Genomic DNA, 26,636 nt, shown 5'->3' with positions numbered 1-26,636 from the left:
CTTTTGTCAGTGATGGAGTCTAACAAAAAATAATAGAATACATCATTTTGAATTTATTAAAAATAAACCCCCTAAAATCACCACTATATCTCGTTTTAGCACTCAGCTTTTTTATGAGTTGTAACAATACAAACTTAGATAAAAACATAGCAACTAAGGAAAATATTGACCTTAATGAGGATATTCCTGTTTATGATTTTAATCAATTTGAACCCTTAATTTATACGGAATCCGATAAAACCTATCTCGTTAATTTTTGGGCGATGTGGTGCGCACCTTGCGTCAAAGAATTACCATACATTGAGCAATTCGCTGCTCAGAATCCAGATGTAGAAGTCATTTTAGTGAGTTTAGATTTTCCTAAGGATATAGAAACGAAACTAAAACCTTTTTTAAAGGAAAAAAATATAAGCTCTAAAGTCGTGTTATTAGATGATCCGGATTCTAATACTTGGATAGACAAAATAGATCCTAATTGGTCTGGAGCCATTCCATTTACCATTATGTTCAACAAAGATGAACGCTTATTTTATGAACGTTCATTCGAGAATTTAGAAGACATAGAAAACCAAATACATAAACTTAATTAAAACAAACATGAAAAGAATTAGTGTCCTAATTGCCATTATTGGCTTATCTGCAAGTGTACTTGTATCTTGTAAAAATGAAGGAAATACAACAGGAGAACCTTCTGCTGAAAATCAATATAAAGATCATAAAGGAGAACACCCTCCACATGACGGAGACCGAAAAGGGCCACCACATGGAGGCGATAGAAAAGGACCACCTAAAGGAGGTAGTCCAGAACAAACAAAAACCCTAGAAGAAATTGGAGGTTACAAAATTGGTGATGTTGCTACGGATTTCAATCTTAAGAACGTTGATGGTTCTATGATTTCTTTAGCTAGTATTGAAAATGCAAAAGGTTATATCGTGACATTTACCTGTAACGAATGTCCATTTTCGGTATTATATGAAGACCGTTTAATTGCATTAAACAATGAATATGCACCAAAAGGGTATCCTGTAATTGCGATTAACCCTAACAGTCCTGAAAACGAAAAAGAAGGTTACGCAGCGATGCAAAAACGTTCAGAAGACAAAGGATTTACATTTCCTTACTTAGTAGACGAAGGTCAAAAAATATATCCTCAGTATGGAGCTGTAAGAACACCTCATGTTTTCTTATTAGATGCAGAACGTAAAGTACAATATATTGGTACTATAGATGATAATGCAAAATCACCTGAAGATGTAAAAGTCAACTTTGTTAAAGGCGCTATTGAAGCTTTGGAAAAGGGAGAGAAACCAAGTCCGAATTTCACTAAAGCTATAGGTTGTCCGGTAAAAGCTAGTAAAGCTTAAGGATACACTTAAATAACAGTTATAAAGCAGCATCTTCTTGATGCTGCTTTTTTTTTAATACTAGTTAACGATTGACTATTTTGTATAACTCAGCACAATCAATATTAATTGTTATTTTTATTCAAAATTTATAAATCAATTCATCATTGAATCATTTCCCAAATGTAGCTTTTAAAAGTAGCGAAGGAGCTACGGATATTGAATGTATTTCATTAGACGAATTATTCTCACGAATTAAAAAAGATCCTAATCACAACCCATATCAGCCTCACCGAATTTCCTTTTTTGCCTTATTGATTGTTACAGAAGGTAAAGGTGAACATCAAATCGATTTAAAGACTTACAACATCCAAAAAGGCTCTGTACTTAAAATTGCAAAAGGGCAGGTACATGCTTTTCAAGATCATTTTCAATACGATGGGTATCTCGTCGTATTTACAGAGGATTTTATTTTAAAATATTTTTCAAAATCATCGGTCAAATTTATTTCGCATTTATACAACTATCATATCTCAGATCCATTAGTTGAAAACAGCACTTTAACTGACTTTTTTTTAGAAAGGATAACTGAAGAGATTCAAAGCAAATACACTTACGCTCAAAAGGAAATAATTGCTAAAATATTAGAGCTATTTTTATTGAAATTAGAGCGCGAAGCTCATAAAGTCACTGATGAAACGTTCAATAAAAAACACCAAAGTCTTTTTATGAATTTTAAAAATTTGGTGGAAGAAAATCATATTAAAACACGGAACGTCAAAGATTACGCACAACTACTAAACATATCTACAAAACATCTCAACACCATAGTTAGAGCAAGTACCTTAAATACTGCCAAACATTTTATTGATAACTACGTGATTCTAGAAATTAAGCGAGACATTTTTAGTAGCACTATAAGTCTAAAAGAAGTGGCTTATCAAAATGGATTTGATGAAGTCACCAATTTCTCTAAGTTTTTCAAAAAACACACAGGCCTTTCTCCTAAGGAATTCAAATCCTCACTTTAGTCTTAAGGTTTCAGATTTACCATTTTTAATAACGGATTTACCTTTTACAATCGTAGTTATATGAAGACCTTTGCTATAAAACATATTATGAGCGACGTCGCAAAATGCCCAACTTGTGGGAGCTATTCTAAAATAAAAGTAAAAGAAGGAGAAGGAGAAGGAGAAACTACATATCAAGCAGTTCAGGATGAAGAGGCTTTTAAAAAAATCCAGCAACTAAAAAAGGCTATGGATAAATTTAAAATGAAAGCCGATCAACTTGAAAAAGAATTAGAAGAATTAAAATCCAAACACTCATAACTAAACACGAATTATGAAAATTGCAGTAACATCAGCAAGCGGACATTTAGGATCTGCCATTGTAAAAGCACTTTTAAAAGCCACTAAAAAAGAAAATATCATAGCCATAGCAAGAACCACAAAAAAAGCAGAACACTTAGGTGTAGAAGTTAGAAAAGGAGATTACAACAGTCGTGAAGATTTCAACGCCGCTTTAAAAGGTATAGACATCGTATTGTTAGTTTCTGGTATGGATGAGCCACAAAAACGAATACAACAACACCGCAATGTTATTGAAGCAGCCAAACAAAACGGCGTTCAAAAAATAATCTATACAAGTATTATAGGTGCTGAAGAAAACAATGCTTTTAGTCCCGTGGTACAAAGCAATCGTCAGACAGAAGAAGACATCCGTAATTCCGGTTTACAATGGGTTATTGGTAGAAATGGTATTTATATTGAACCCGATTTAGAGTATATAGATACCTACATAAAAGACGGTGAGATAAGAAATTCCGCAGACCAAGGAAAATGCACATATACCAGCCGCGAAGAATTAGGTTACGCTTATGCTAAAATGTTATTAGAGGAAAAGCATAATGGTAATACCTATAATTTATTAGGTGAAGCGATTACGCAAAAGCAACTTGCAGACTTTATTAATCAGGTTTACGGCACAAAATTAGTCTATAATGCTGTTTCTGTAGAAGCTTATAAAGCAGATAGAATAGCTGAGCTTGGTGAGTTTCTAGGTACAATCATAGCTGGAATTTACGAAGGCATTAAAAATGGTGCTAATGATGTGCATTCTGATTATGAAAAAGCTACTGGTAGAGCACATAAATCAGCATTAAAACTAATAGAGACTTACCATCAAAATCACGTTCAAAATTAAATTTAAGACCATTGCGTATTTTAGAAAACATATTAAAAACTGTAGTCTTAGAGGAAGCTACTATTACTGAAAAGATTACACTTTCTAAGAGTGCTTATAGAATTCGCCTGCAAGGAGACAGTATTCGTAAAGCTACGTTTACACCTGGTGCTTTTTTAAGAATGGCTGTAGGTATTGGCAAAGATGAACTGTCAATGAAAGACAAAATAAGAAGCTATAGCGTTTGGGATATTGATAAAGAAAAAGGCACATTAGATTTAGCAATTGCCACACATAGTAAAGGTGTAGGCTCGCAATGGGCAAAAGATTGTAAAGAAGGCGATACCATTTATTACAAATGGAAAAAAGGTAACTTTACCGCAGATGATTCAGCGGATAGCTATATTATGATAGGAGATCTTTCTGCTTTGTCTCATTTATACATGATTAACCGAAATATTGGCAAGGATAAGCAAGTGACTAGTTTTATCTACAATTCTGATAAAAGTGAGTTGTTTTCTGATATTGATGGGCGCTTTCCTTTTAACTTTCATGAATTACCTGAAAATCCATACCATGAAATTATTATTCAATTAAAAGAAATTATCCCTACTCTAAAAGGTAAAACGATAGCTTATATTGCTGGTGATAGCAGGACATGTATCGCTTTAAATCATTTTTTCAGGAAAGAATTACATTGGGACACCAAACGAATAAACACAAAACCTTTTTGGAACCCTGAAAAAAAAGGACTAGAATAATTGCTGATAAAAAGAAATTTAAAACACCCCCTAGATTATTATAGTAACAAAAAAAACAGCATCCTAAAAGATGCTGTTTTTGTTATTTATATAGATTCCTGGTTTCGCAGGAATTTGGTTATCTTGAATAATTAGGCGACTCATTAGTAATCGTTACATCATGAGGATGACTTTCATTAATCCCAGAACTTGTGATTTTAACAAAACGTCCGGTTTCTTTTAAAGTGGCAATATCTTTAGCACCACAATAGCCCATTCCTGCTCTAAGTCCACCAATAAACTGATGAATACTTTCTACTAATTCACCTTTATATGGCACACGACCAACAATACCTTCTGGTACTAACTTCTTAATATCATCTTCAACATCTTGGAAATAACGATCCTTACTTCCTTGTTTCATGGCTTCAACAGAACCCATGCCTCGGTAAGATTTAAATTTTCGACCTTCATAAATAATCGTATCACCAGGACTTTCTTTTGTTCCAGCTAAAAGCGACCCTAACATTACGGTATCTGCACCAGCGGCAATCGCTTTAGGAATATCTCCTGTATAACGAATTCCACCATCTGCAATAACTGGCACTCCAGAACCTTTAATAGCTGCAGCAACTTCTAAAACCGCAGAGAACTGAGGAAAACCAACTCCCGCTACTACTCTAGTTGTACAAATTGATCCAGGACCAATTCCTACTTTTACAGCATCAGCACCAGCTTCTACTAAATATTTTGCGGCTTCACCTGTAGCAATGTTTCCAACGATAACATCTAGTTTAGGAAACTTCTTTTTAATGTCTTTCAATACCATCACCACACCTTTGGTGTGTCCGTGAGCTGTATCAATAATTACAGCATCTACACCTGCTTTTACTAAAGCAGAAGCACGTTCTAACGCATCTGCAGTAACACCAATAGCCGCTGCAACACGTAATCTTCCGTAAGAATCTTTATTTGCATTTGGCTTTTGCGTCACCTTAGTGATATCTCTAAACGTAATTAGGCCTTTTAGTTTATAACTATCATCAACAATCAATAATTTTTCAATTTTGTTTTGTTGAAGAATTTTTTCAGCATCCTTTAAAGACGTTCCAACAGCTGCAGTGACTAAATTCTCTTTAGTCATAACATCTACGATGGCTTTTTTGCTTTCGTGTTCAAAACGTAAATCTCTGTTGGTAACGATCCCTTTTAAGATTCCGTTGTCATCAACGATAGGAATCCCACCAATACCATGCTCGGCCATATTAGACTTGGCATCAAAAACAGTAGCAGTTAATGGTAAGGTCACAGGATCGATAATCATACCGCTTTCAGCACGCTTTACTTTTCGTACTTTATCCGCTTGCTGCTCAATCGTCATGTTTTTGTGCAACACGCCAATTCCACCTTCTTGCGCCATGGCAATCGCCATTTTACTTTCGGTAACCGTATCCATAGCTGCGGAAATCACAGGAATGTTGATGGTTATATTTCGTGTAAATTTAGTTTGAATATTGACTTCGCGAGGAAGAACTTCTGAAAATGCTGGAACTAAGAGTACGTCATCGTAAGTAAGACCTTCTCCAACAATTTTATTTTCGTGTGCTGTCATGGCAATTAAAATTTAATTGCACGCAAAAGTACAATTAATATTGACAAATTATAACATATTGAAAGGCTATTTACAACACTTAACAATCTATTAATAATCAATAACAATCCATTTTAAGCTGATCGTTGTTTTCAAAAGCACTTAACGGTTTGTCTAAGTGTGTTGTAGTGATGGTATGCAACACTTCTAAAACGCGATTTTGCATGGCTACAGAACCACAAATCATTATGACTCCATTAGCATTCAGAACACCACTCAACAAGTCCTGATGCTCTAAAATTAAATCTTGAACGTAAATTTTATCTTTCTGCTCTTGTGAATACGCAATATGAAAACTAGATAAGGTCTTTTTACTAAATGCTGAATCTATAATATTTTCATAAATACTTAGAGAGTCTTGTGTACGTCCTCCCCAAAATAAGTGGGTTTTTATTTGACTTTGATTATCGTTAATCATTCCTAAAAACGGTGCAATTCCTGTCCCGTTGGCTATCATCACCACTTCTTTTACATCCGTTGGAAAATGAAAATCTAGGTTTCGTTTGACTTGTGCCTTAACAATTTCGTTGACTTTTACGTTGTTGAAATAATTAGAGCAGACCCCAAATTCGTGTTTTTTAATACTTAAAATAATGTCTTTTTCTATTTTACCAATGGAATATTGGCGTTCAATATAATCGGCTTCCGGATATAAAGACAACAAATCACCAGATTCAAATTTTACTTTTTTATCTGGTCGCAATTGTACTAAAAATGAATCGTCATTATTAGGCTCTGATTTATTAATAACCTTAAACTCCTTTAATTTTTTTAAATTGACTTGAGGTTTTTGAAACTTAATTTTTAAATCGTGATTAGTGCGCTCATTCCATTGCTTAATCCACGTTTTATAAGCTTCAAAGGATTGATTATTAATTTTGAAAAGCGGAAGGTGTTCCTCAAAATTGTCTTGCATTTGAAACATCTCATCGACTTCAATGGCATATTTACAATAGTCAGGATACATAAGCGATCCAAAACCAACAACAGCATACTGAACCGTTTGCTTATGATGTGTTTTTTGAAATAATTTCTCAAAATTTGAAGCACTTGTAGGCGCTTCACCTTCGCCATAAGTCGATGCAAAAACGATGACATGTTTAGCCTTTTTATATTCTGAATACGCGTTTAAAGCCGCAATAAAAACCGAATGACCTTCTGCGATTAAAGCGTCATAAAATAGCTTGGCAGAATTAAAGGTGTTTCCGGTTTCTGAACCTACTAAAATGATGTAGTCTGCCTCATCTTTTTTGAATTTATTCTTAATTTTCGCTGTTTCTTTTCGTCGTTTTATCGTCATGGCAAAGCCCGAATACATAAAAAATAAAATGGCCAAACTCGCTAATAACAATACTATTGACCATAAAATAGTCCCTTGACCTGTATGCAAAATTAAGCTCCAATTAGACGCTAATGCTACAAACGAAGTGTTTTGATTACTGACGATAGCTCCTGTATATTGATTGACTAAAATTTCCTTATCAGATAATTTAACGGTGAAATAATCTTCAATATCATCTGAAAATGGAAATTCTACATAGTTCAAATCTTCAAGTTTTATATCTTGAAATGTTTGAAACTCTATGATGTCTAATTTGTGTTCAACGTCATCCTGTTCTGGATAGTTATGTGAAATTTTAGAATTTGGAAGTAAATCAAATTTTTCAAGCGATAGAAACACACCTGAAAGCGTAATAATCACAATAGGAATCAAGGTATATCGACCAATAACGACATGGTAATACTGATCAAAGTTTTCTCTAACCACTTTAGAAAAGAAACGTTTGATACCACCTTGACGTTTTAATATCAGTTGAATTCCTGTTACTGAAATCAGAAATAACAAAAAGGATACGACACCTATTAAAATACGACCTGTTGTTTTTAAAAATAGCGAACGGTGAAGGTTGGTTGCGAATTCATAAATTGGTGCTTTCTTTATAATATCACCTAATTTTTCGCCTGTAATGGGATTGATATAAAAGGTTTCACTGTCTCCTTCTTTGGTTATGACTGATGCACTTACAAAATCGTTATTATCAATTTCTAGTGTAAAGACGTCATCATATTCTTGTTGCAACACACTTAAGGTTTCAGCAAGAGAAATGGCGTTCGCCCCAGAAACAGCATACGGTTGCAACTGATTTGTAATGGGTTCAAACGCCAAAATAGCACCTGTTACCGATGCTATTAAAATGAACAAAGAAGATATGACAGCCAAAACTAAATGACTGTATCTCCAAATGGAAATGGTCATAGTGTCTGTTTTATTGAGGCATCATTCGGATGTAACGGATAAATCCCTTTCCTTCAACTTTAGATTTAATGGTCTCTGAAGTTAACTCAAATTCCACATCACTTTCGTAATAGTCTTGATCTTCAACAGCGGTTTCAAATCTTAACTTGTAACCTTTATCTAGTTTGTCGTTATCAATTTCAATCACATTAATGGTACGCTCTCCTCCACTCACTGTGGCTCCTGTGATAGCATCAATATCGTTACGTTTTTTGCCGTAAAAATCCCACCAAGACTCTACTGTATTATACCACTCATCATCGTCTCCAATGACGTTTAAGGTTTCTACATAGTCACCTTCAGAATTCAATAATGAAATAACAATATAGGCACCTTCACCTGTATAGTTAGTCATTTGAATCATGCATTTGTACTTTGTAGATTCTACTGGATTAGTAAATGATACTAAACTAAATATTACGACACATAATAATGCTATTGTACGTATGTTCTTCATATTCAAAATTATATTATTTTAAAAATTCAATTGAGGTATTACTCTTTTTTAGCAACTCATTTTCTTTTGCTAAATCATAAGCAGATTCTTCAAAATCTGTAACGATGTCTTTCTTAGCACCATTTTCTATAAGAAACTTAAGAACAGAATCGTCACTAGCTTTTAATGCAGCTAAATGCAAAGCGGTATTTCCTTCACTGTTTTTCGCATTGATATCTTGATTCATTTTTAATGCCAACTTTAATAAATCAAGACTATTTTTTTCAGCTGCCAAATGAAACCAAGTATTTCCATTTTTTTGCACTTGAGTTAAGTCGACCTTATTCGCTTTTAATAATGCCATTTTTTCAGAAAATACATCTTTATTCTTAGGTGAATATGATTCGATTAAATAATAGGTTAAATTATTTCCATCTGTATCAACAAGAGCAGTTTTATAACCTTTTTTGATTAAAAACGCTACAACATCTGAAGTATTACCACCTACAGCTAAAGTTAAAGCCGATTGGCCTTTCTTATTTATATCATCATGGTTTTTTAAATTATCAGCTAAAAGATTTACGACCTCTAAGTTATTGCTTGAAGCTGCATGCATTAAGGCATTATTTCCTTTAGAATCTTTAGTACTCACCTTTAAGCCTTTATCTAGTAAGAATTTAATTACATCTAAATCTTTGCTTCTAGCTGCCAAAATATGTAGTGCCGATTCACCTTCTTTATTAGTTACATTCGGATTTAAACCTACACTTTCTAAGTACTTATAAACCTCAATACCATTAGTTGTACCTCGTGCGCCATTTGCTGCAAATATAAAAGCTTGATCAGTGCCTTTGATTCCTTTTTTTAATAAAGCATTTAAAGATTCTATCTCACCTTTTTTGGTGACGTAATTAAAAATGCCATTACCATCACTATCTACACTATTAATATCTAATCCTTTAGACTGAAAATAAGATACCAATTTAAAATCTGGATCATTGGGCGCTGCTATTAATAAAGCGTTTGCTCCATCGGGATTTAAATCTTTCTGTACGTCTGCTCCATATTTAATAACAAGATCATATACCTTAGTATTTTGTTGACCAGAACCAGCAGCAAAATTGATTATAGAGTTCCCTTTGTCGTCTGTTATATTAGTTTTTGCCCCATTTTCTAATAGGTATTGCACTAATTCAGCATTGCCTTTATAAGCTGCCCAAAAGGCATAGGTTCTACCATCGTGCGTTAATTTATTAACGTCATTTCCTTTTTGAGAAATCATGTAAGTAATCGTCTCTAAAGGTGCATCTTGCAAGGTTGCATAAACGACTCCATCAAAATTATTACCATTGGCTTCAGCAGGATTGTTACCTTCTTTTATTTTCTGTTTCACAGTTTCTACCGTTGGTTGGGTTCCCCAAAACTCACGATCTAAAAAAATATTTTCATTCTGTGCGAAAGTAGATAAAGACAAGGCCACAAAAAGGATGACTAATATCGATTTAATTGTTTTCATATATATGATTGATTTATTTTAAACTTATTTATTTTACAAAAGATTCTATAATACTATTGATATCTTTTTCTGCTGTAATCTCGTCATCTAATAAGTATTTAAACAATACTTTATTATCCACTTTTTCAGCAAGAGTTAAATCTTTATTTCTGTTGTAAACAGCATCCCATTTGGTTCTTACTAAAGCCCATTTACCTTGTTGCGCTTTCCACCAGTCTATTGAAGCTTGGCATCTACTATCATCTACTTTTTTATACGTATTAAATCCTTTTTCTTTTGCAATAATAACATCTTCTTTTCCAGTTTCTCGTAACACTTTATCATTATCTTGATCATGAACCCAACCATAGTTAGTAATCTCGTGACGGTTACCTCTTAATGTAATATTGTAATCGCTACGTTTGGTGTATTCACGTCTCGGTAATGGCGCTGTTGTTGTGTTTTCCCAGTAATTCTTACCATCTACATGAACCCAAGTACCAGAACCTTCATACCGTGGACTATCATCTACCTGAAACACCTTCTGCGTCCACTGTCCTTTTACAGCATCCTTAGATTTTTTTTCAAAGGTCCAATTATTATCGCCATTATACATATAAAAGTCTTGGTTTTGAAATAACCAATCTTGTCTCCAGTGTTTTACAATATGTGGACTATCAGGTCTCCCAACTTGTAATAAATGTTGAATTGAAATTTTATCATCTTCATCTTCTATAGCAAAAGCGTACTCTAAACCTTTATCAATTTTGGTTTCTGAAGGTCTGTAAAGCGAATCATTACTATAGTTAAAGGTCTCTGTAAAATTGAACGTTACTTCAAAACAACCACACATATCTTTAATGGCTTCCTGATCTAGAGTCTTCTTTTTTTGTGCGTTACTACTTAAAGTAAATGCTAATACAATGGCTAAAACTGGTACTACTTTTTTCATATTTAAAAGATAAATGATGTGTTTAAAAATTATTTAAAAAAAACTATTCTTATTTAGAATGAATTAAAATAAGATTATATATTTGCGACAAATTTATCAAGAATGAGTCTAAATAAAAATAAAATCCCAATTTATTTTTCAATTATTTTCTTTTCGTGGTCTTTTGCTCAAAAAAGTGAAACACCAACGGACAGTATTAAAGTGAAACCTTTAGAAGAAGTCGTTGTTACTGGCCAGTATAATCCAACCTCTATTAAAAAGTCCGTACATAATGTCATTGTTATTAATAGAACTCAGATTGAGCAAGTTGCGGCAAACAATTTGGCCGATTTATTAAATTTCAACCTTAACCTTACTATTATTCCTAATGCCCAAACAGGACGCTCTACGATTTCGTTCTTTGGATTAGACTCGCAATATTTCAATATTTTGGTGGATAACATCCCCATGGTTAGTGATAATGGTTTAGGGAATGACATTGATTTAACACAAATTAATCTCGATGCTATTGAACGTATTGAAATCGTTGAAGGTGCCATGGGAGTAGAATTTGGTGCGAATGCTGTTTCTGGAGTGATTAATATTATTACTAAAAAGTCTATTGCTAACACATGGAACATTCGAGCCTATTTACAAGAAGAAACCGTAAGTGATGAGTATGCTTTGTTTGATGAAGGTAGACATATCCAATCCTTTAGCGTGGCTCATAATATTAATGAGAAATGGATGGCTAAAATTGGAGCTAACCGAAATGGTTTCGCCGGATTTTTCGATGAACGCCAAGGACAAGATTATTACCAAAATGATGGTCTTAGAGGTTATGAATGGTTACCAAAACAGCAATTAAACACCAATGCTTTAATTAATTATAAAGGCAATAATTTTAGAGTACTATACAAGTTTGAATACTTTAACGAGCAAATTAATTACTATGATGCCGCTGTACGAGCGAATATAGATACTCAAAATCAAACGAGTAATCCATCTGCTACAGATCGCATATTTACCACCAACCGATTTGTCAACAATCTTAATATTGATGGTAACTTAAATTCTGGAGCTAACTATAACGTAGCACTCTCCTACCAACAACAAGAACGCGACTTAAACGAATTTAACTATTTCATTTTAAGTAAAGAACGCAGTAATGAAACGGATGAAACCTACCAATCTAGTAAAGTCTTCTTTTCTAAAGGAACTATAGATAACTTAGTGAAAAGTGATTTTTATAATTTCCAACTCGGTTATGAAGCGCGCTATATTGAAGGCTTTGACACACAAGCTTCAGGTGATGTTACCCAACAAGATAAAACCAATAAGCAGACTAATTCAGCCATTTTTGGGTCTTCGGAATTAAACTTATCCAATGCATTCTCTTTACGTCCTGGTGTACGCTATGAATATAATTCACTTTTTAAATCGAAATTAATGGGCTCTTTAAGTGCGCGTTATTTAATGGATAATGGTTTTGAACTTAGAGCCAACGTTGGTACCTCTTATAGAACACCTAATTTTGAAGAGTTATACTACTATTTTGTAGATTCTAATCATGATGTTCAGGGTAATGAAAACCTAAATCCAGAGAATGGATTTTCAGCCTTTGTGAATCTAAAAAAGAGAAGTTGGTTTAATGACCTGTCTTTAGTCAACAACTTAAAGTTAAGTTATGTAGATGTTTCAGATAGAATTGATTTGGCTGTCGTTAATACCAGTCCATTGCGATATCAATTTATAAACATTGATAAATTTAAACTGTGGAGTCTTTCATTAGAAAATTCATTGAAATTAGATAAGTTATCATTCAACTTAGGAGCAACGTTTCAAGGCATTTCTAGAATTAATAGTAATGAAGTTAATGGCACTGATGATTTTCTGTACAATTTTCAAGTCAATACAAGTGCATCCTATTTTGTAGAACCTTGGGATACTTCATTCACATTATTATTAAAATACAACGGAGAGCAAGAACAATACTTAGCATCTGGATCTGATACGGATGGTAATTCTACATTCTCAAAAGCGACAACGGATGCTTACAGTTGGTTAGACGCCTCTATTAAAAAATCATTTTTAGACAATAAAATTAAAGTCACGCTTGGTGCACGAAACCTATTAGATGTCACCAATGTAAACGTCAGCAATACTGCTACTGGTGGCACACACACTACTAACAGTAATGCTTTATTGTTAGGCTATGGAAGATCTTTTTATTTAAAACTATTATATAACCTAAATTTTTAAACACTAAATATTATGACAAATAAATTTTTAAAAATGGCTTTATGCTTATGTATTATTGCATTTTCTAGCTGTAGTAGCGACGACGACGTTTCTGGCCCGCTTACTATTGTGATTGAAGGTGCTTCTATAGCTCCAGAAGTTGGAGGCCCTAATCAACAAAACCAAGTTTATATTGATTTAAGTACAAACACAACGACATCAGCGCAACGTGATTCTTGGGACTTAGGATTTTACTCTGGTTCAGATTTCAGGGTTGCTATTAATGGCTCTATAGAAATGGCTGCAGCAGAATTATCATTTAATGATATTGATGCCGTAAATTCAACAACTCAAGAAGTAATAGATTTACAACCTCTAGCTAAAGTTGGTATTTTTGATACTGCAAATTTAGCTTTTGTTGATGCTTTTGACGGAAACATATATGGTACTGCCATCAGTGAAATATCTGCTACAGACTCTGAAAACAAAGTATATTTGATTAATCTAGGTAGTGAAGTAGGTACAGAAACACCTGCAACTGGCTCTGTTGATTTAAAAGATGAAGAAAGAGGTTGGAAAAAAATCCGAGTATTAAGAAATGGGAATGACTACACCATTCAATATGCCGACTTGGACGCCACTACACATGAGGAAATCACAATCTCTAAAGACAGCAACTATAACTTTACATTCTTTAGCTTTACTACAGAAAGTATTGTTAACGTTGAACCAACATCTTCAAGTTGGGATTTAAACTTTACAACCTTTACGGATGAAGTTTTCGCCGGACCAGATAGTTATGGTGCTTATTTCTATGGAGATTTTGTAGCTTCAAATAACCTAGCTAACGTAGATATTTATAGGATAGATACTGAAGAAAACACGGAACTATCTTATGACAATTTCACGATAAATGATGTTACTGCGTCTAATTTTTCTAATGATCAAAGAAGTGTAGGAAGCAGCTGGAGAAACGGTGGAGGACCAGGTTCGTTACCTTCTCTTAAAGAAAACGTCTTTTATATAATTAATGATACAGATGGTAATCTTTACAAATTGAAATTCTTAGCCTTAACAAATGCAGAAGGAGAACGTGGTCACCCTGAATTTGTATATAGTTTATTACAATAAACTTTTAAAATAGATATAAAAAAAGCCTTCATTTTTCAATGAAGGCTTTTTTATATTATCATGTAAAAATCTAAATGATTACCCTAATAATTAATTCTATAATTGTTTATAACGTGATGGTGATCTTACTAATTGTTTCAGAATTATAAAAACAGCAACTGTATAAGACAATGTCATTAATAAACCAGAAAACATAACTACATACTTTACCCAAAACATGCCTTTCCACAAAAGGAAAAGTCCTCCAAAAGTTAAAATTACAGAAACAAAAGGTTCTACTAATAAGAAGATTTTTAACTTAGAATTAAGTCTTGATGTTACTAAAATTAAGCCCGTTAGAAAGAAAATAATTGACATAGATAGAATATGTCCGTGGACTAAAGTGAGCATTTCTTGTTCACTTTTTTTAAACCTCATTACATCAGCTTCTTCATCATCTTCGTTACCTAAGTATTGTTCTTCTATTCCATTAGGATTTGCTGAAGATGTTTCACCTACAAATAAAAGCCCGGTGTAAAAACCAACACTTAATACAATAACAAAAGCTGCAATAAGCAGCTTTAATTCCTTTGGAAATGTTTCAATGAGGCCATTTACTATCATTATATGAGATCTTTATCACTTAATATTTTTAAGGACTTCATTAAGTCATCCATAGCATTTGTCATGGATCTTACTGAAATGGTTGCTCCAGAAATAGCATCGATATTATCACCATATCTAAACTCATCATCCTTTGTTTTACCAATAAACTGTTTTAACCAACGTTTACTTCCTATTTCTCCTCCGTAATCTTCACGATAAATTAAAACTTTCGTTTTAACAATAACTAAATTAGGATCTAATAGGACCAAATAATCAAACTGATCTGTTTTACTTGGTGCTTTAGACACGTATGCATATCCTAAAGGTTTAGTGTCTTTTTTAATTTCGAAAAAATTATCAGCACCAAATTTTGAAGGTAATTCTTTTGCAACATTAGAAGCTATTATTTTAGCATCGAAAGAAAATGATTCTACAGAGTACGTTTTCTTTATTTCAGAATCTACCTTCTTTTGAATGTTTTTAGGCAATCCAAAAGCAAGAATAGATAGTACTAAAATGATAATGCTACTTAATTTCATATTGCAATAGTATTAAATTGTTTTAATTAGAACCAAACTCCTAAGCCAATATTTAATTGGTTAGGACTATCTTCATCTGTTGCATAATTAAAAAATTGATAATCTGCTTTTACAACAGCTCCTGGTGCAATTTTATAACTTAAACCAAATGTCCATTCATCTCTGTCGTAAGCATCATTTTTTACTAACGCACCTTCAACAGAAGCATGTGTATCGTAATCCGAATAGCGTGCAAATGCAAATAATTGTTGTTCCTTGTTTTGCGGTAATAAATTATAAGCACCTTCAACATACCAACCTTGTAATGCACTACCTAAATCTGCACTATTAAGTGTATTATAATCTTCGGTATCTGAAATACTGGCATGTATAAATTGACCTCTTGCTGTAAAACGTTTGTAAGCATAACGTGCATCTAAGCCAATCATAGAAATACCAACACTAGTACCATCAATATCTTCAATTTCATCTTCGGCTTGTGTTCTCCCAAAATATCCAGACAATCCTAAGCGCAAACCTGGTAAGCCATAATAATCTAGTTTAGCAGCAAAGTTTGGTGAGTCTACTGTAGATTGAATTCCTTTTTGTCTTCCATTTCTTAATCCATTTGATCCTCCTAAAACTTTAGAACCATTTACAGATTTAAAACCGTTAAAAACATAAGCTTGATAACGCAATGATACATTATCTAAACGACCTGAAACACCAAAACCAATTTCTCTCCAAGTGGTTGGCACTATACTTTTGTCTATACTTGGTCTTTCAACTCCGTTAAAAGTTGTTGGCTCGTGATACTCATTAGTTATTCCCATAGGCACTAACATTAAACCACCTCTAAGGTTTACATTATCAGTTAAACTATATTGCACAAAGGCTTGCTCTACAAAAATTTCTTCTACATGCTCTAATTCAACTTCTGTAACAAACTGCACACGGTCGTTAAACTTATAACCAAAAAGTAATACTAAACGTTGTACATCTAATTCACCATTATCAGCTTCTGGTTGATTGTATGTTATCTCTCCATAACCACCAACTGTAACACCTGTATTTATATTTCCTGATAAAATACGCTGTGCGGCATTTTGTTGCGTTTGTGGATTAGTAGACAACGAATCTGGAACAGTTTGCGCATATGTAAATGATGCAATTAAAAGGATAAGACTAAGGGTAATTTTCTTCATTATTATTCTTATTTAGACTTGATATGAATTATTTTTCATTTTAAGCTGCAAATTTAAAACAGAATAGTAATTACACAAAGTTTATTTAGATTAATTTTAAATAAACTTTGTAGTGAATGATGACTTAAACCATAGAATTTTAAGTCTTTACTCATTTTAAGTATTGAATTAGAAAACAAAAAAATTACAAAATTGAATCTACTACTAATGATACTTAGTAAAAATCTTAGTCGCTTCATTATAAGAGCTTTCAAAACACATAGCATTAAGATTATGCGCTTTTTTCTGCGTAAAGTAAGACAACATTTTTTCAGTTGGCATATTACCAGTAAGATCATCTTTTGCCATTGGGCAACCACCAAAACCTTGTATAGCTCCATCAAAACGTCGGCAACCTGCTTTGTAGGCGGCGTCAATTTTTTCGAACCAAGACATTGGTGTGGTATGCAAATGTGCACCAAATTCTATGTTTGAATATTCGGGAATTAAATTTGAAAATAAATAGTTAATATTCTCTGGATCTGAACTTCCAATGGTATCGCTTAATGACAATATACTAACTCCCATTTTAGATAAGCGTTCCGTCCACTCCCCTACGATATCTACATTCCACGGATCACCATAAGGGTTTCCAAAACCCATTGAAATATAAACCACAACTTGTTTATTGCTTTTGTCTGCGACTTCTAAAATCTCAGACAAGGTCACAACAGATTGTGCTATGGTTTTATGAGTATTACGCATCTGAAAGTTCTCTGATATAGAAAATGGAAATCCTAAATAATCAATTTCAGAATGCACCGAAGCATCGTTTGCTCCCCTTGTATTTGCTATAATAGCGAGCAATTTACTTTCCGTTTTACTCAGATCTAATTGTGCTAAAACTTCAGCCGTATCAACCATTTGCGGAATTGCTTTTGGAGATACAAAACTTCCGAAATCAATAGTATCAAAGCCAACACGAAGTAACGATTGAATGTATTGTACTTTCTTTTCTGTAGGTATAAAAGCCTTAATGCCTTGCATGGCATCTCTTGGACATTCTATTATTTTAACCGCTTTATTCATTAGTTCAAATATACATTAATTGAAATTGAAATTGAACTCGAAATAGAATTTGAAGGCGATAATAATTAGCATAAATGATTCTTCTAAATTAGAGATTCCGATAACTATCTCAATGTGTTAACATAAGTCATATAGAATATCTTTCTAAATGAGAATAAAAACCGCAATCCCTACAAATACCACAATCTGAAGCCATTTTAAAACTAAGCCTGAATTTTTATGCTTTAAGGTGTAGGTTTTAATTTGACCTGCGAGCAACGCTATAATAGAAAAAATAATAAAAGAGACCAACATAAAAAGGCCTCCTAAAATATAAAACTGCCAAACGGTACTCATCGTTTCACTAAATAAAAACCCTGGAAAAAACGCTAAAAAGAAAATGGTCACTTTTGGATTGAAAACATTCATAAAAAAACCTTGAACAAATAACTGTTTTAGACTTTTCTTAGGCACATGTTCGGAATTAAAATTAAGACTTGCATCAGATTTAAAGACTTTGTAAGCTAGGTATAACAGATAAATCGCTCCTAAAAGTTTAATACCAAAGAATAGGTTTTCATTTGCTGCTATGATAGCAGAAACACCAAAGGCTAATAAAGTCGTGTGAATTATACAACCTGTAATTAAACCGCTAACGGTTGCCATACCGTAAGATTTACCATGACTAATACTTTGGACCAAGACATAAATATTATCTGGTCCTGGAGCGAATGCCAAAGCTATTGTGGCTCCTATAAATGCGGTAAGAATTTCGAAATTCAAAATTATTGATTATTCAATATCAATCTATTAATGCGTTTTATTAGAGAAGGTCCTTCATAAATAAAACCGGTATACACCTGAACCAAATCAGCACCAGCTGCTATTTTTTCTAAAGCATCTTCTGCAGAATGAATACCTCCTACTCCAATAATAGGAAATGATTTATTGCTTTTATCCGCTAAGTACTGAATGACTTTAGTCGATTTATCTTTAATTGGTTGTCCGCTTAAACCACCATTACCAATCTCGTTAAGTCGTGCATCACTCGCTTTTAATCCTGTTCTGTCAATAGAGGTATTACTTGCAATAACACCATCGAGATTTGTTTCTGCAATTAATTCTACAATTTCATCTAATTGCACATCGTTTAAATCTGTTGCAATTTTAAGTAGAATGGGTTTCTGCTTACTAAATGTAGCATTAGCTTCTTGTACCGTAGAAATCAGCTCTAACAAATAATCTTTATCATTTAATTTAGCGTGGCTTCCTACATTTGGACAACTGACGTTAAGTACAAAATAATCTACATAAGGATGTAAGGCATTAAAACACTCCAGATAATCTTTCGTGTAATTTTCAGGAAGCGTTTGGGTATTTTTCCCAATATTTCCACCAATGATGAGTTGCCCTTTATTTTTCTTTAATTGAGAAATAGCGGCTTGCAAACCGTCATTATTAAACCCCATGCGGTTAATAATGCCTTTATCATCTTTTAGTCTGAATAAGCGTTTTTTAGGATTTCCTTCTTGTGCTTTTGGAGTTACTGTTCCTATTTCAATAAAACCGAACCCGAAGTTGGCCAATTCATTATATAAAACGGCATTTTTATCAAAACCAGCTGCTAAACCAACAGGGTTCTTAAATTTTAATCCAAACAATTCACGCTCTAATTGTTTGTCTTCAACAACATACATGGCTTTAAAAATACTCTTAACTCCTGGTATTTTAGATAAATTCCGAATTAACGAAAAGGTAAAATAATGTACTTTTTCGGGATCGAAAAGAAATAAAATGGGTCTGACTAAAGCTTTGTACATGAGAATGATTTTACGCTGTAAAAATAAGCATCTATTCCTTAAAAAGGAACTATTAATTTTTTCATAAACTGTCAATTATCATAATTTATACTTTCTAATTTATGTAACTTTGAAACACTAACCAAAATCAAATTATCATGAAAAAAATTATTGTTCCTGTCGATTTTTCAAAACATTCAGAATACGCCTTAGAAACTGGTGCTGCACTAGCAAAACAGCACAATTCAGAATTAATAGTAATGCATATGTTAGAAATGTCTGAGTCTATTTTTTCTGCTTCTAGCGCTGAAAGAGGTGAAGAAAATGCGTTTATGTTAATGGTTGCCAATAAAAAGTTTGAAGCTTTTTTAGATCAACCTTATCTTGAAGGTCTTGAAGTTACACCAATGGTTAAATATCATAAAGTTTTAAAAGAAGTTGCAGAAGTTGCCGCTGATGTTAGAGCAGACTTAATTGTTATGGGTTCTAGAGGACACAGTGATCACGATGGCGTCTTTACAGGTTCTAACACCGAAAAAGTTGTACGTTACAGTAATACACCTGTATTAGTTATAAAGTCTAAACCAAAATCTGTTAATTTTGAGCATATCGTTTTAGCTACAGATTTTTCTGAAGAAAGTGTGCCTGCTGTTAAAAAGGCACTTGAATTATTAGTTGAATTAGGTCAAAAAACGACTTTATTACATATTAACTCACCAAACTTAACCTTTTTAAGTACTGATGAAATTGATGAGAAAATAGCAACGTTCTTAAAGTTGGCTAAATTAAACGAAAGCGACGTTACCATTGCGCGCATATCAGATCACAATGTGGAAGATGGTGTTTCAAATTTTGCTAGAAAACAACAAGCTGATGCCATAGCAATGATTACTCATGGAAGAAAAGGTCTAAGTCATTTCTTTGGTGGAAGTATTTCTGAAGATGTCGTTAACCATTCTAAACTTCCAGTTATTACCTTTAAGCTTTAATTTTTAAATACAAATAATTTTATGCAGCATATTATAAATCGGTTTATAAGTTACGTTACTATAGACACTGAATCTGATCCTAATTCTGAAACCACTCCGAGTACCAAAAAACAATGGGACTTGGCCAATAAATTAGTTGAAGAATTAAAAACAATTGGCTTAAGTGATGTGTCTATTGACGAAAATGCATACATCATGGCAACCTTACCAAGTAATGTCAGTCACGATGTACCTGTTATAGGATTTGTATCTCATTTTGATACCTCTCCAGATTTTACAGGTGCTAATGTGAAACCTCAAATTATTAATGATTACGACGGAAAAGATATCGTTCTTAATGCTGAAGAGAATATTATTTTGTCTCCAGATTATTTTGACGACTTATTACTTTACAAAGGTCAGACCTTAATAACAACAGATGGTACAACCCTTTTAGGTGCTGATGATAAAGCTGGTATTACTGAGATTGTAACAGCTATGGAATACCTTATTAATCACCCTGAAATTAAACATGGAACCATAAAAATTGGTTTTACTCCTGATGAAGAAATTGGCAGAGGAGCGCATAAATTTGATGTTGAAAAATTTGGTGCAGATTGGGCTTATACCATGGATGGTAGCCAAGTTGGAGAATTAGAGTATGAAAACTTTAACGCTGCAGGAGCTAAAGTAAAAGTGAAAGGTAAAATTGTACACCCTGGTTACGCAAAAGGTAAAATGATCAACTCCATGTATTATGCTTCAGAGTTTATTAATATTTTACCACGATTAGAAACACCAGAATGTACAGAAGGTTACGAAGGGTTTTTCCATTTACATAATATAGAAGGAGATGTTGAAGAAACAACGCTCGAATATATTATTAGAGATCATGACAAAGATAAGTTTGAAGCTCGAAAAGCTTTATTGGAAAAAGTGGTCTTTGATTTAAACACTAAATACGAAAGTGAAGTTTTTAAGATTGAAATAAAAGATCAATACTTCAACATGAAAGAAAAAGTGGAACCTGTAATGCATATTGTAGATATTGCAGAAGAAGCAATGAAAGCTGTTGGTGTAACTCCTTTAATCAAAGCGATACGTGGAGGAACTGATGGGTCTCAATTGTCTTATATGGGATTACCTTGCCCAAATATTTTTGCAGGTGGTCATAATTTTCATGGACGTTATGAGTATGTACCCGTAGAAAGTATGCAAAAAGCTGTAGAAGTTATTTGTAAAATCGCAGAGTTAACGGCTATAGAAAAATAGTTTCAGTCCTTTATAAAGACTCATAATAATTTCAATAAGCAGTAAACTATAGCATTTAGTTTACTGCTTATTTTTTTTTATGCTTAAATTTAAGAACCAAAATACTTTAGTTTTCAATTACAATACATTCATTATGACTACAACACCAAAACACGACGAACGCATTGCTGTAATGACATTTGCATCGGTTTATCCGCATTATATTACAAAAGTTGAAAAGAAGGGCAGAACAAAAGAAGAATTACATCAAGTGATTACATGGTTAACTGGCTTTGATGACACTAAGCTACAAGAACTCATCACGAATAAAGTCACGTTTAAAACTTTCTTCGAAAAAGCAAAACTAAACCCAAATGCACATCTTATTAAAGGGGTTATCTGTGGGTACCGAATTGAAGATATACAAACTCAACTAACTAAAGAAGTACGCTATTTAGATAAATTAGTTGACGAATTAGCAAAAGGACGAAAAATGGAAAAGATATTACGTAGCGCATAATTCACATCACCAACTTTTGAATAATCAGCATAGTATATAATACGAAGCAAACTCGAAACATGAATAATATAGCAATTCTTAAAAAACTAAAATCTTCAACCTTTACCGATGAAGATGGCGAAACTTATACCTTAGATTTTAAAGATGGTCTAACAGCTTCAGAAATTGAAAAACTAAAACCATTATTCCCCAATCATACCATTGACAATGAACTCATTGATGTTTTAAAAGAGACTCGTGGTTGGGAAGATTACGGTTTAGATGATATTGATTTTTCTTCAATAGGACAATTTGGATTCAATGAATTATGCCCGTTTTCTGTGACTTTAGGACACGATGGATTTGGTAATCATTGGGTTTTAGATATATTAAATGATGGCTCATTAGGGCATGTATATTACGCTTGCCACGATCCGGCTGTGTTTATACGCTACGCTGATAATCTAAATGATTTTTTAAGTAGCTTATTAGAATTTCATGAATCACCTACAGACAATTACCTCAATGATATCCATGATAAAGTTGTTTATGATATCTGGGAAAACGGAGGTCAATTATTCGATAAAATCGATTTTGAAAAAGCTAACACATCTTATTTTCCATTTTTTAATCAATTAAAAGGTAATGATTGGGTTATAGCTGATCTAAGAAATGCTAAAAATAAAACAGGTTTTGCATGGGGGAAATTTGGACCTAATAGTGAAATAAAACGTCATCCAAGAGAATTAATTTGGGCTATTAAAAAAAGTAAAAAAGGATTCTTTAAACGCCTTTTCGGAAGCTAAACCAATTCCAATGAAAAAAGCAACCTCAGTAGAAGAATACATTGAAGTCAATCAGCACTTCGCAGATGCACTTAGCATTTTGCGACGTATTATGAATACCACCGAATTAGAAGAAACCATAAAATGGAGCATGCCAACCTACTGCCTAAATGGTAATTGGTTGTTGGTTGTTGGTTGTTGGTTGTTGGTTGTTGGTTGTTGGTTGTTGGTAAAATTTAAAACAAAAAAAAAGACTGCTCAAAATAAATGAACAGTCTTTTATAATTTATGATACAAACCGGCTTATTTTACAACAGCTGGTGCATTTAACTTATTACTCATTTCCATAGAAATAGCAGAACGGTCAAATTTAATTTTCCCTGCTAATGTTTCAATAACACAACTGTTATCTTTATCATTTAATTCTACAACTTTTCCGTGCATACCGCTTTTAGTAATTACACGAGTTCCTCGTGTTAACTCGCTTGCAAACTTTTTCTCTTGTTTAGAGCGTTTCATTTGTGGTGCAATCATAAAGAAATACATCACTGCAAAAATAGCGATAAACGGTAAAAATGATCCTAATCCTTCCATTCAGAAATTTATAATAATTATTAATTAATCGTGATTATGTCCTTCGTGACCTGGTTGCGTAGAATATTTTCTAGGTGCAGCAGCAGCAGCTCCATTATCTGTAGCTAAAGGATTAATACTTGGTGTTGCTGGTTTTGCAGCAGCAGGTGCATTTGGATCTTTTTCAATAAAAGCAGTAATCTTAACTGGTAATTGACCTTTTTCAGTATTCGTTACCATCGTTAATGACTTTGTTGTTTTTCCGTTACCCTTACCGTTAAACTTTACAGTAAATTGACCTGTTTCACCTGGCTGAACTTCTTTTGTATAGTTTGTTGGTACAGTACATCCACAAGTACTTTTAATATCACTTACCACTAACATAGAGTTTCCGGTGTTTGTGTATTTAAAAACTGTTTCAACAGGAGTTCCATCGGCTATTGTACCAAAATCATGTTCTGTTTTATCTAAAGTTAAAACTGCAAAATCACCAGCATTAGCATCTCTTTCTGCAGCAACAGCAACATTTTCAGATTTAACTTTACTCGCAGCGTCATCCTTACAAGATGTAAAAGCTACCATGCATAATGCACTAAGTCCTAAAATTACTTTTTTCATTATTCTCTTTTTTTGTTAAAAATTGTTTCAGCTTACGAAGTTAATGATTATTTTAAGGAATTAAAATTTTTAAGTCCTTGTTAACATATTCTTAGTAAGAAACCACTTTCTAAATTACTACGATTCAACTGAATTATATGACCTCAATAAGATTCTACTCAAATTAACGAACATTACATCAAACCTCTTCCAGCTTTAGGATGAATATTTTCAGATTGATACTCCTTTACAATCTTATCTAAAATCCCGTTAATAAACAAACTACTCTTTGGTGTTGAGTATTCTTTAGCGATTTCAAGATATTCGTTAATCGTAACTTTATGAGGAATAGAAGGAAATTTTTGAAATTCGCAAAGTGCCATTTTCAACAATACACCGTCTAAACTTGCTAAACGCTCAGAATCCCAATTAGTCGTTTTCTTGTTAATTTCTTCTGCGAACTTAGAACTATTTAAAAACGTTTTTTTAAATAACTCAATTGCAAATTCCTTGTCATCATCGTCTTTATACAAACTTGGTAACAAGGCCGTCTCTGGTGACGTTAACTTTAGTTTACGCAATACTTTTAACATGGCTGTATTTACCACTGGTAAATCATCTACCCATGTAATCTTTTTGTCTTCAAAGAAATCGTAAAGTTTCTCGTTTGGAGCTATGATTTCCGTAAAAACATCAATTACAAAGCTTTTATCTTTCTTAAAACTCGGCTCTGCGTCTTCTGTGTAGTTTTGATAAATGTCACTTTTTAAAATCGCTTTAAAAAGAATATCGACATACTCAAAATCTAAATCCCAAAAATTCAACTTCTTGTTAGCAATGGCATCTTGCAACATTGTATTACTACTAATAAGATGTAATAGTTGATTCTCTTGAAACTTTAAATCCGGATTTTTATCGGCTTCCGTTCCTAAAAGTTTACCTTGTAGCCTATCATTATGATTCTTACTCTTCTTATGCAGTTCTGTCAGCAGCGCTAAAAGCGATAAGTATAGGTCATACATACTATCTAAACTGTGTAACAAAAACTTTTGTTCTTTTATTAAATCATCACTCTCTGTACCTTTAAAAGCATACATGGATTGCATAGCTTTAATTCTGATGTGTCTTCGGTTTAGCATGTGTAAGAACTCACTTTTAGTATTGGTTATTAAAAAAGGTGAACCTATTAAAGATTCACCCTGCAAAAATACTATTATTTAATTTTTATATCCGAAAATAATTGAGACTATTTTAAGTTTTCTCTCTTACGAGTTTCAATACGTTCTCTAGCAATATTTAAGGCCGCATTGTGCGTTGTAAGATTATTCACCTTAGCATTATCTAAAATTTCGAGCGTCGTATTATAAATATTCTCCGTTTTTCGCATTATTTCTTGTCTATCATAATTCTCTAACTCTGCATAAACATTGATAATTCCACCTGCATTAATTAAAAAATCTGGTGCGTAAACGATACCACGTTCTTGCAAAATTAAACCATGAGTTTTCTCTTCTGCCAACTGATTATTTGCAGCTCCAGCAATTACTTTTGCTTTCAACTTATAAATAGTATCATCATTTATGGTCGCTCCTAAAGCACAAGGTGCATAGATATCCATCTCTTCACTGTAGATATCATTACCACCATAAATTGTAACTCCGTATTTAGAGCGCACTTCTTCTAATCGTTCTTGACTAATATCCGCAATAGTGACATTAGCACCTTCATTAACCAAATGTTCAACAAGCGCTTCACCTACATTACCAATACCTTGCACGTAAATGTTTTTATCTTCTAAAATATCTGAACCAAATTTAAATTTGGCAGCAGCTTTCATTCCCATAAAAACACCATAAGCAGTAATTGGAGACGGATTACCAGCTCCTCCTTTACTTTCTGAAATTCCGGTTACATAAGGAGTCACCTCTCTCACTGTATCCATATCTTCAGTGGTCATACCAACATCTTCTGCTGTGATGTAACGTCCACTTAGTGAATGTACAAACTCACCAAATCGCCTCATTAATTCCGGTGTTTTTTGCGTTTTAGCATCGCCAATAATAACGGCTTTACCACCACCAAGATTTAAACCAGTAATTGCAGATTTAAATGTCATACCTCTAGACAAGCGCAATACATCATTAAGTGCTTCCCACTCGTTTGCATAATTCCACATTCTAGTACCACCTAATGCTGGGCCTAAAACTGTATTATGAATACCAATTATAGCTTTTAAACCAGTATCTTTGTCATTGCAAAAAACAATTTGCTCATGGTCATCAAAAGAATGTTGTCCAAAAACAGGATCCATTTTTTTCAATTCTTTTGCAGTAATAATATCTGAAGTCATTTTTGTTAAT

Annotated in this window: 28 protein-coding genes; 13 read left to right on the top strand and 15 right to left on the bottom strand. The window is 33.2% G+C overall.

What is annotated here, in order from left to right:
• Positions 1-47 precede the first annotated feature (47 nt).
• From HM984_RS13825 to HM984_RS13800, 6 genes are all read left to right on the top strand, one after another.
• A complete protein-coding gene (locus HM984_RS13825) occupies positions 48-590 on the top strand; it encodes a TlpA disulfide reductase family protein (RefSeq protein ID WP_257018500.1) in 543 nt (180 codons plus the stop codon).
• A 7-nt stretch (positions 591-597) separates the two neighbouring features.
• Entirely contained in the window at positions 598-1,365 is a 768-nt protein-coding gene (locus HM984_RS13820; RefSeq protein ID WP_179349565.1) for a thioredoxin family protein, read from the top strand.
• 146 nt (positions 1,366-1,511) lie between these two features.
• Positions 1,512-2,375, top strand: coding sequence for a helix-turn-helix domain-containing protein (locus tag HM984_RS13815; protein ID WP_115811829.1), 864 nt, complete (start codon positions 1,512-1,514; stop codon positions 2,373-2,375).
• An 87-nt stretch (positions 2,376-2,462) separates the two neighbouring features.
• Positions 2,463-2,675: a hypothetical protein gene (locus HM984_RS13810; protein ID WP_179349564.1), complete on the top strand. Its 213-nt coding sequence runs from the start codon at positions 2,463-2,465 to the stop codon at positions 2,673-2,675.
• 13 nt (positions 2,676-2,688) lie between these two features.
• Complete coding sequence (locus HM984_RS13805) at positions 2,689-3,549, top strand: SDR family oxidoreductase (protein ID WP_179349563.1); 861 nt, start codon at positions 2,689-2,691, stop codon at positions 3,547-3,549.
• 11 nt (positions 3,550-3,560) lie between these two features.
• Positions 3,561-4,289 (top strand): siderophore-interacting protein, encoded by a 729-nt coding sequence (locus HM984_RS13800; RefSeq protein ID WP_179349562.1) that lies wholly within the window; start codon positions 3,561-3,563, stop codon positions 4,287-4,289.
• Between the two features lie 118 nt (positions 4,290-4,407).
• Here the strand turns inward: HM984_RS13800 and guaB are convergent, their stop codons facing one another.
• The 5 genes from guaB to HM984_RS13775 form a co-directional block, all read right to left on the bottom strand.
• Positions 4,408-5,880, bottom strand: coding sequence for an IMP dehydrogenase (guaB, locus tag HM984_RS13795; protein ID WP_179349561.1), 1,473 nt, complete (start codon positions 5,878-5,880; stop codon positions 4,408-4,410).
• 97 nt (positions 5,881-5,977) lie between these two features.
• Positions 5,978-8,176, bottom strand: a complete 2,199-nt coding sequence (locus HM984_RS13790) for a PepSY domain-containing protein (RefSeq protein ID WP_179349560.1) — start codon at positions 8,174-8,176, stop codon at positions 5,978-5,980.
• Positions 8,177-8,186: 10 nt separating this feature from the next.
• Positions 8,187-8,672 carry a DUF2271 domain-containing protein gene (locus tag HM984_RS13785; protein WP_115811839.1) on the bottom strand — a complete coding sequence of 162 codons (486 nt, stop codon included), beginning with the start codon at positions 8,670-8,672 and terminating at the stop codon, positions 8,187-8,189.
• Between the two features lie 13 nt (positions 8,673-8,685).
• Entirely contained in the window at positions 8,686-10,167 is a 1,482-nt protein-coding gene (locus tag HM984_RS13780) for an ankyrin repeat domain-containing protein (protein ID WP_179349559.1), read from the bottom strand.
• A gap of 28 nt (positions 10,168-10,195) precedes the next feature.
• Positions 10,196-11,098 (bottom strand): DUF6607 family protein, encoded by a 903-nt coding sequence (locus HM984_RS13775; RefSeq protein WP_179349558.1) that lies wholly within the window; start codon positions 11,096-11,098, stop codon positions 10,196-10,198.
• A 102-nt stretch (positions 11,099-11,200) separates the two neighbouring features.
• Between HM984_RS13775 and HM984_RS13770 the strand changes: the two genes are divergently transcribed.
• A complete protein-coding gene (locus tag HM984_RS13770; RefSeq protein WP_179349557.1) occupies positions 11,201-13,339 on the top strand; it encodes a TonB-dependent receptor plug domain-containing protein in 2,139 nt (712 codons plus the stop codon).
• Positions 13,340-13,351: 12 nt separating this feature from the next.
• Positions 13,352-14,449 carry an HmuY family protein gene (locus HM984_RS13765; RefSeq protein WP_179349556.1) on the top strand — a complete coding sequence of 366 codons (1,098 nt, stop codon included), beginning with the start codon at positions 13,352-13,354 and terminating at the stop codon, positions 14,447-14,449.
• Positions 14,450-14,545: 96 nt separating this feature from the next.
• Here HM984_RS13765 and HM984_RS13760 read toward each other — a convergent pair whose 3' ends face one another.
• The 6 genes from HM984_RS13760 to HM984_RS13735 form a co-directional block, all read right to left on the bottom strand.
• On the bottom strand, positions 14,546-15,052 hold the full coding sequence (locus HM984_RS13760; RefSeq protein WP_179349555.1) for an Aq_1264-related membrane protein: 507 nt from the start codon (positions 15,050-15,052) through the stop codon (positions 14,546-14,548).
• The gene (locus HM984_RS13755; protein WP_179349554.1) at positions 15,052-15,573 is read right to left on the bottom strand and encodes an FMN-binding protein; all 522 of its coding nucleotides are present in this window, start codon (positions 15,571-15,573) and stop codon (positions 15,052-15,054) included. The genes HM984_RS13760 and HM984_RS13755 overlap by 1 nt, the downstream gene beginning before the upstream one ends.
• Positions 15,574-15,599: 26 nt before the next feature.
• Complete coding sequence (locus tag HM984_RS13750; RefSeq protein WP_179349553.1) at positions 15,600-16,757, bottom strand: porin; 1,158 nt, start codon at positions 16,755-16,757, stop codon at positions 15,600-15,602.
• Between the two features lie 204 nt (positions 16,758-16,961).
• Positions 16,962-17,825 (bottom strand): hydroxymethylglutaryl-CoA lyase, encoded by an 864-nt coding sequence (locus HM984_RS13745; protein WP_179349552.1) that lies wholly within the window; start codon positions 17,823-17,825, stop codon positions 16,962-16,964.
• 144 nt (positions 17,826-17,969) lie between these two features.
• The gene (locus HM984_RS13740) at positions 17,970-18,587 is read right to left on the bottom strand and encodes a LysE family translocator (RefSeq protein ID WP_179349551.1); all 618 of its coding nucleotides are present in this window, start codon (positions 18,585-18,587) and stop codon (positions 17,970-17,972) included.
• A gap of 2 nt (positions 18,588-18,589) precedes the next feature.
• Positions 18,590-19,624, bottom strand: coding sequence for a quinone-dependent dihydroorotate dehydrogenase (locus HM984_RS13735; protein WP_179349550.1), 1,035 nt, complete (start codon positions 19,622-19,624; stop codon positions 18,590-18,592).
• A gap of 137 nt (positions 19,625-19,761) precedes the next feature.
• Here HM984_RS13735 and HM984_RS13730 point away from each other — a divergent pair, with 137 nt between their 5' ends.
• The 5 genes from HM984_RS13730 (at position 19,762) to HM984_RS13710 (ending at position 23,377) form a co-directional block, all read left to right on the top strand.
• Positions 19,762-20,592: a universal stress protein gene (locus HM984_RS13730; RefSeq protein WP_179349549.1), complete on the top strand. Its 831-nt coding sequence runs from the start codon at positions 19,762-19,764 to the stop codon at positions 20,590-20,592.
• 21 nt (positions 20,593-20,613) lie between these two features.
• Complete coding sequence (pepT, locus tag HM984_RS13725) at positions 20,614-21,843, top strand: peptidase T (RefSeq protein ID WP_115811859.1); 1,230 nt, start codon at positions 20,614-20,616, stop codon at positions 21,841-21,843.
• 133 nt (positions 21,844-21,976) lie between these two features.
• Positions 21,977-22,342, top strand: coding sequence for a DUF2200 domain-containing protein (locus tag HM984_RS13720; RefSeq protein ID WP_179349548.1), 366 nt, complete (start codon positions 21,977-21,979; stop codon positions 22,340-22,342).
• Between the two features lie 59 nt (positions 22,343-22,401).
• Entirely contained in the window at positions 22,402-23,127 is a 726-nt protein-coding gene (locus HM984_RS13715; RefSeq protein WP_179349547.1) for an SMI1/KNR4 family protein, read from the top strand.
• 10 nt (positions 23,128-23,137) lie between these two features.
• Positions 23,138-23,377: a DUF1801 domain-containing protein gene (locus HM984_RS13710; protein WP_179349546.1), complete on the top strand. Its 240-nt coding sequence runs from the start codon at positions 23,138-23,140 to the stop codon at positions 23,375-23,377.
• A 32-nt stretch (positions 23,378-23,409) separates the two neighbouring features.
• On the opposite strand, the gene yajC is transcribed toward HM984_RS13710, so the two are convergent.
• The 4 genes from yajC to HM984_RS13690 all read right to left on the bottom strand — a co-directional run bounded on the left by yajC (position 23,410) and on the right by HM984_RS13690 (position 26,626).
• Positions 23,410-23,700, bottom strand: a complete 291-nt coding sequence (gene yajC, locus HM984_RS13705) for a preprotein translocase subunit YajC (protein ID WP_115811862.1) — start codon at positions 23,698-23,700, stop codon at positions 23,410-23,412.
• 24 nt (positions 23,701-23,724) lie between these two features.
• Entirely contained in the window at positions 23,725-24,297 is a 573-nt protein-coding gene (locus tag HM984_RS13700) for a DUF1573 domain-containing protein (RefSeq protein WP_115811864.1), read from the bottom strand.
• 173 nt (positions 24,298-24,470) lie between these two features.
• The gene (gene nusB, locus HM984_RS13695) at positions 24,471-25,415 is read right to left on the bottom strand and encodes a transcription antitermination factor NusB (RefSeq protein WP_245940371.1); all 945 of its coding nucleotides are present in this window, start codon (positions 25,413-25,415) and stop codon (positions 24,471-24,473) included.
• 107 nt (positions 25,416-25,522) lie between these two features.
• Complete coding sequence (locus HM984_RS13690; RefSeq protein ID WP_115811866.1) at positions 25,523-26,626, bottom strand: Glu/Leu/Phe/Val family dehydrogenase; 1,104 nt, start codon at positions 26,624-26,626, stop codon at positions 25,523-25,525.
• Positions 26,627-26,636: the final 10 nt, after the last annotated feature.

This window comes from Winogradskyella pacifica (assembly GCF_013403915.1).
Taxonomy (GTDB): domain Bacteria; phylum Bacteroidota; class Bacteroidia; order Flavobacteriales; family Flavobacteriaceae; genus Winogradskyella; species Winogradskyella pacifica.
This window is presented reverse-complemented; position numbering and strand designations above follow the sequence as displayed.

What these genes read in the sequence shown, in the direction of transcription:
- HM984_RS13755 (WP_179349554.1), bottom strand. Translation starts at nt 15,573, where the DNA reads ATGAAATTAAGTAGCATTATCATTTTAGTACTATCTATTCTTGCTTTT.
- HM984_RS13760 (WP_179349555.1), bottom strand. Translation starts at nt 15,052, where the DNA reads ATGATAGTAAATGGCCTCATTGAAACATTTCCAAAGGAATTAAAGCTG.
- yajC (WP_115811862.1), bottom strand. Translation starts at nt 23,700, where the DNA reads ATGGAAGGATTAGGATCATTTTTACCGTTTATCGCTATTTTTGCAGTG.
- HM984_RS13710 (WP_179349546.1), top strand. Translation starts at nt 23,138, where the DNA reads ATGAAAAAAGCAACCTCAGTAGAAGAATACATTGAAGTCAATCAGCAC.
- HM984_RS13715 (WP_179349547.1), top strand. Translation starts at nt 22,402, where the DNA reads ATGAATAATATAGCAATTCTTAAAAAACTAAAATCTTCAACCTTTACC.
- HM984_RS13750 (WP_179349553.1), bottom strand. Translation starts at nt 16,757, where the DNA reads ATGAAGAAAATTACCCTTAGTCTTATCCTTTTAATTGCATCATTTACA.
- nusB (WP_245940371.1), bottom strand. Translation starts at nt 25,415, where the DNA reads ATGCTAAACCGAAGACACATCAGAATTAAAGCTATGCAATCCATGTAT.
- HM984_RS13770 (WP_179349557.1), top strand. Translation starts at nt 11,201, where the DNA reads ATGAGTCTAAATAAAAATAAAATCCCAATTTATTTTTCAATTATTTTC.
- HM984_RS13745 (WP_179349552.1), bottom strand. Translation starts at nt 17,825, where the DNA reads ATGAATAAAGCGGTTAAAATAATAGAATGTCCAAGAGATGCCATGCAA.
- HM984_RS13730 (WP_179349549.1), top strand. Translation starts at nt 19,762, where the DNA reads ATGAAAAAAATTATTGTTCCTGTCGATTTTTCAAAACATTCAGAATAC.
- HM984_RS13785 (WP_115811839.1), bottom strand. Translation starts at nt 8,672, where the DNA reads ATGAAGAACATACGTACAATAGCATTATTATGTGTCGTAATATTTAGT.
- HM984_RS13790 (WP_179349560.1), bottom strand. Translation starts at nt 8,176, where the DNA reads ATGACCATTTCCATTTGGAGATACAGTCATTTAGTTTTGGCTGTCATA.
- HM984_RS13720 (WP_179349548.1), top strand. Translation starts at nt 21,977, where the DNA reads ATGACTACAACACCAAAACACGACGAACGCATTGCTGTAATGACATTT.
- HM984_RS13810 (WP_179349564.1), top strand. Translation starts at nt 2,463, where the DNA reads ATGAGCGACGTCGCAAAATGCCCAACTTGTGGGAGCTATTCTAAAATA.
- pepT (WP_115811859.1), top strand. Translation starts at nt 20,614, where the DNA reads ATGCAGCATATTATAAATCGGTTTATAAGTTACGTTACTATAGACACT.
- HM984_RS13775 (WP_179349558.1), bottom strand. Translation starts at nt 11,098, where the DNA reads ATGAAAAAAGTAGTACCAGTTTTAGCCATTGTATTAGCATTTACTTTA.
- HM984_RS13735 (WP_179349550.1), bottom strand. Translation starts at nt 19,624, where the DNA reads ATGTACAAAGCTTTAGTCAGACCCATTTTATTTCTTTTCGATCCCGAA.
- HM984_RS13820 (WP_179349565.1), top strand. Translation starts at nt 598, where the DNA reads ATGAAAAGAATTAGTGTCCTAATTGCCATTATTGGCTTATCTGCAAGT.
- HM984_RS13805 (WP_179349563.1), top strand. Translation starts at nt 2,689, where the DNA reads ATGAAAATTGCAGTAACATCAGCAAGCGGACATTTAGGATCTGCCATT.
- HM984_RS13765 (WP_179349556.1), top strand. Translation starts at nt 13,352, where the DNA reads ATGACAAATAAATTTTTAAAAATGGCTTTATGCTTATGTATTATTGCA.
- HM984_RS13690 (WP_115811866.1), bottom strand. Translation starts at nt 26,626, where the DNA reads ATGACTTCAGATATTATTACTGCAAAAGAATTGAAAAAAATGGATCCT.
- HM984_RS13780 (WP_179349559.1), bottom strand. Translation starts at nt 10,167, where the DNA reads ATGAAAACAATTAAATCGATATTAGTCATCCTTTTTGTGGCCTTGTCT.
- HM984_RS13700 (WP_115811864.1), bottom strand. Translation starts at nt 24,297, where the DNA reads ATGAAAAAAGTAATTTTAGGACTTAGTGCATTATGCATGGTAGCTTTT.
- guaB (WP_179349561.1), bottom strand. Translation starts at nt 5,880, where the DNA reads ATGACAGCACACGAAAATAAAATTGTTGGAGAAGGTCTTACTTACGAT.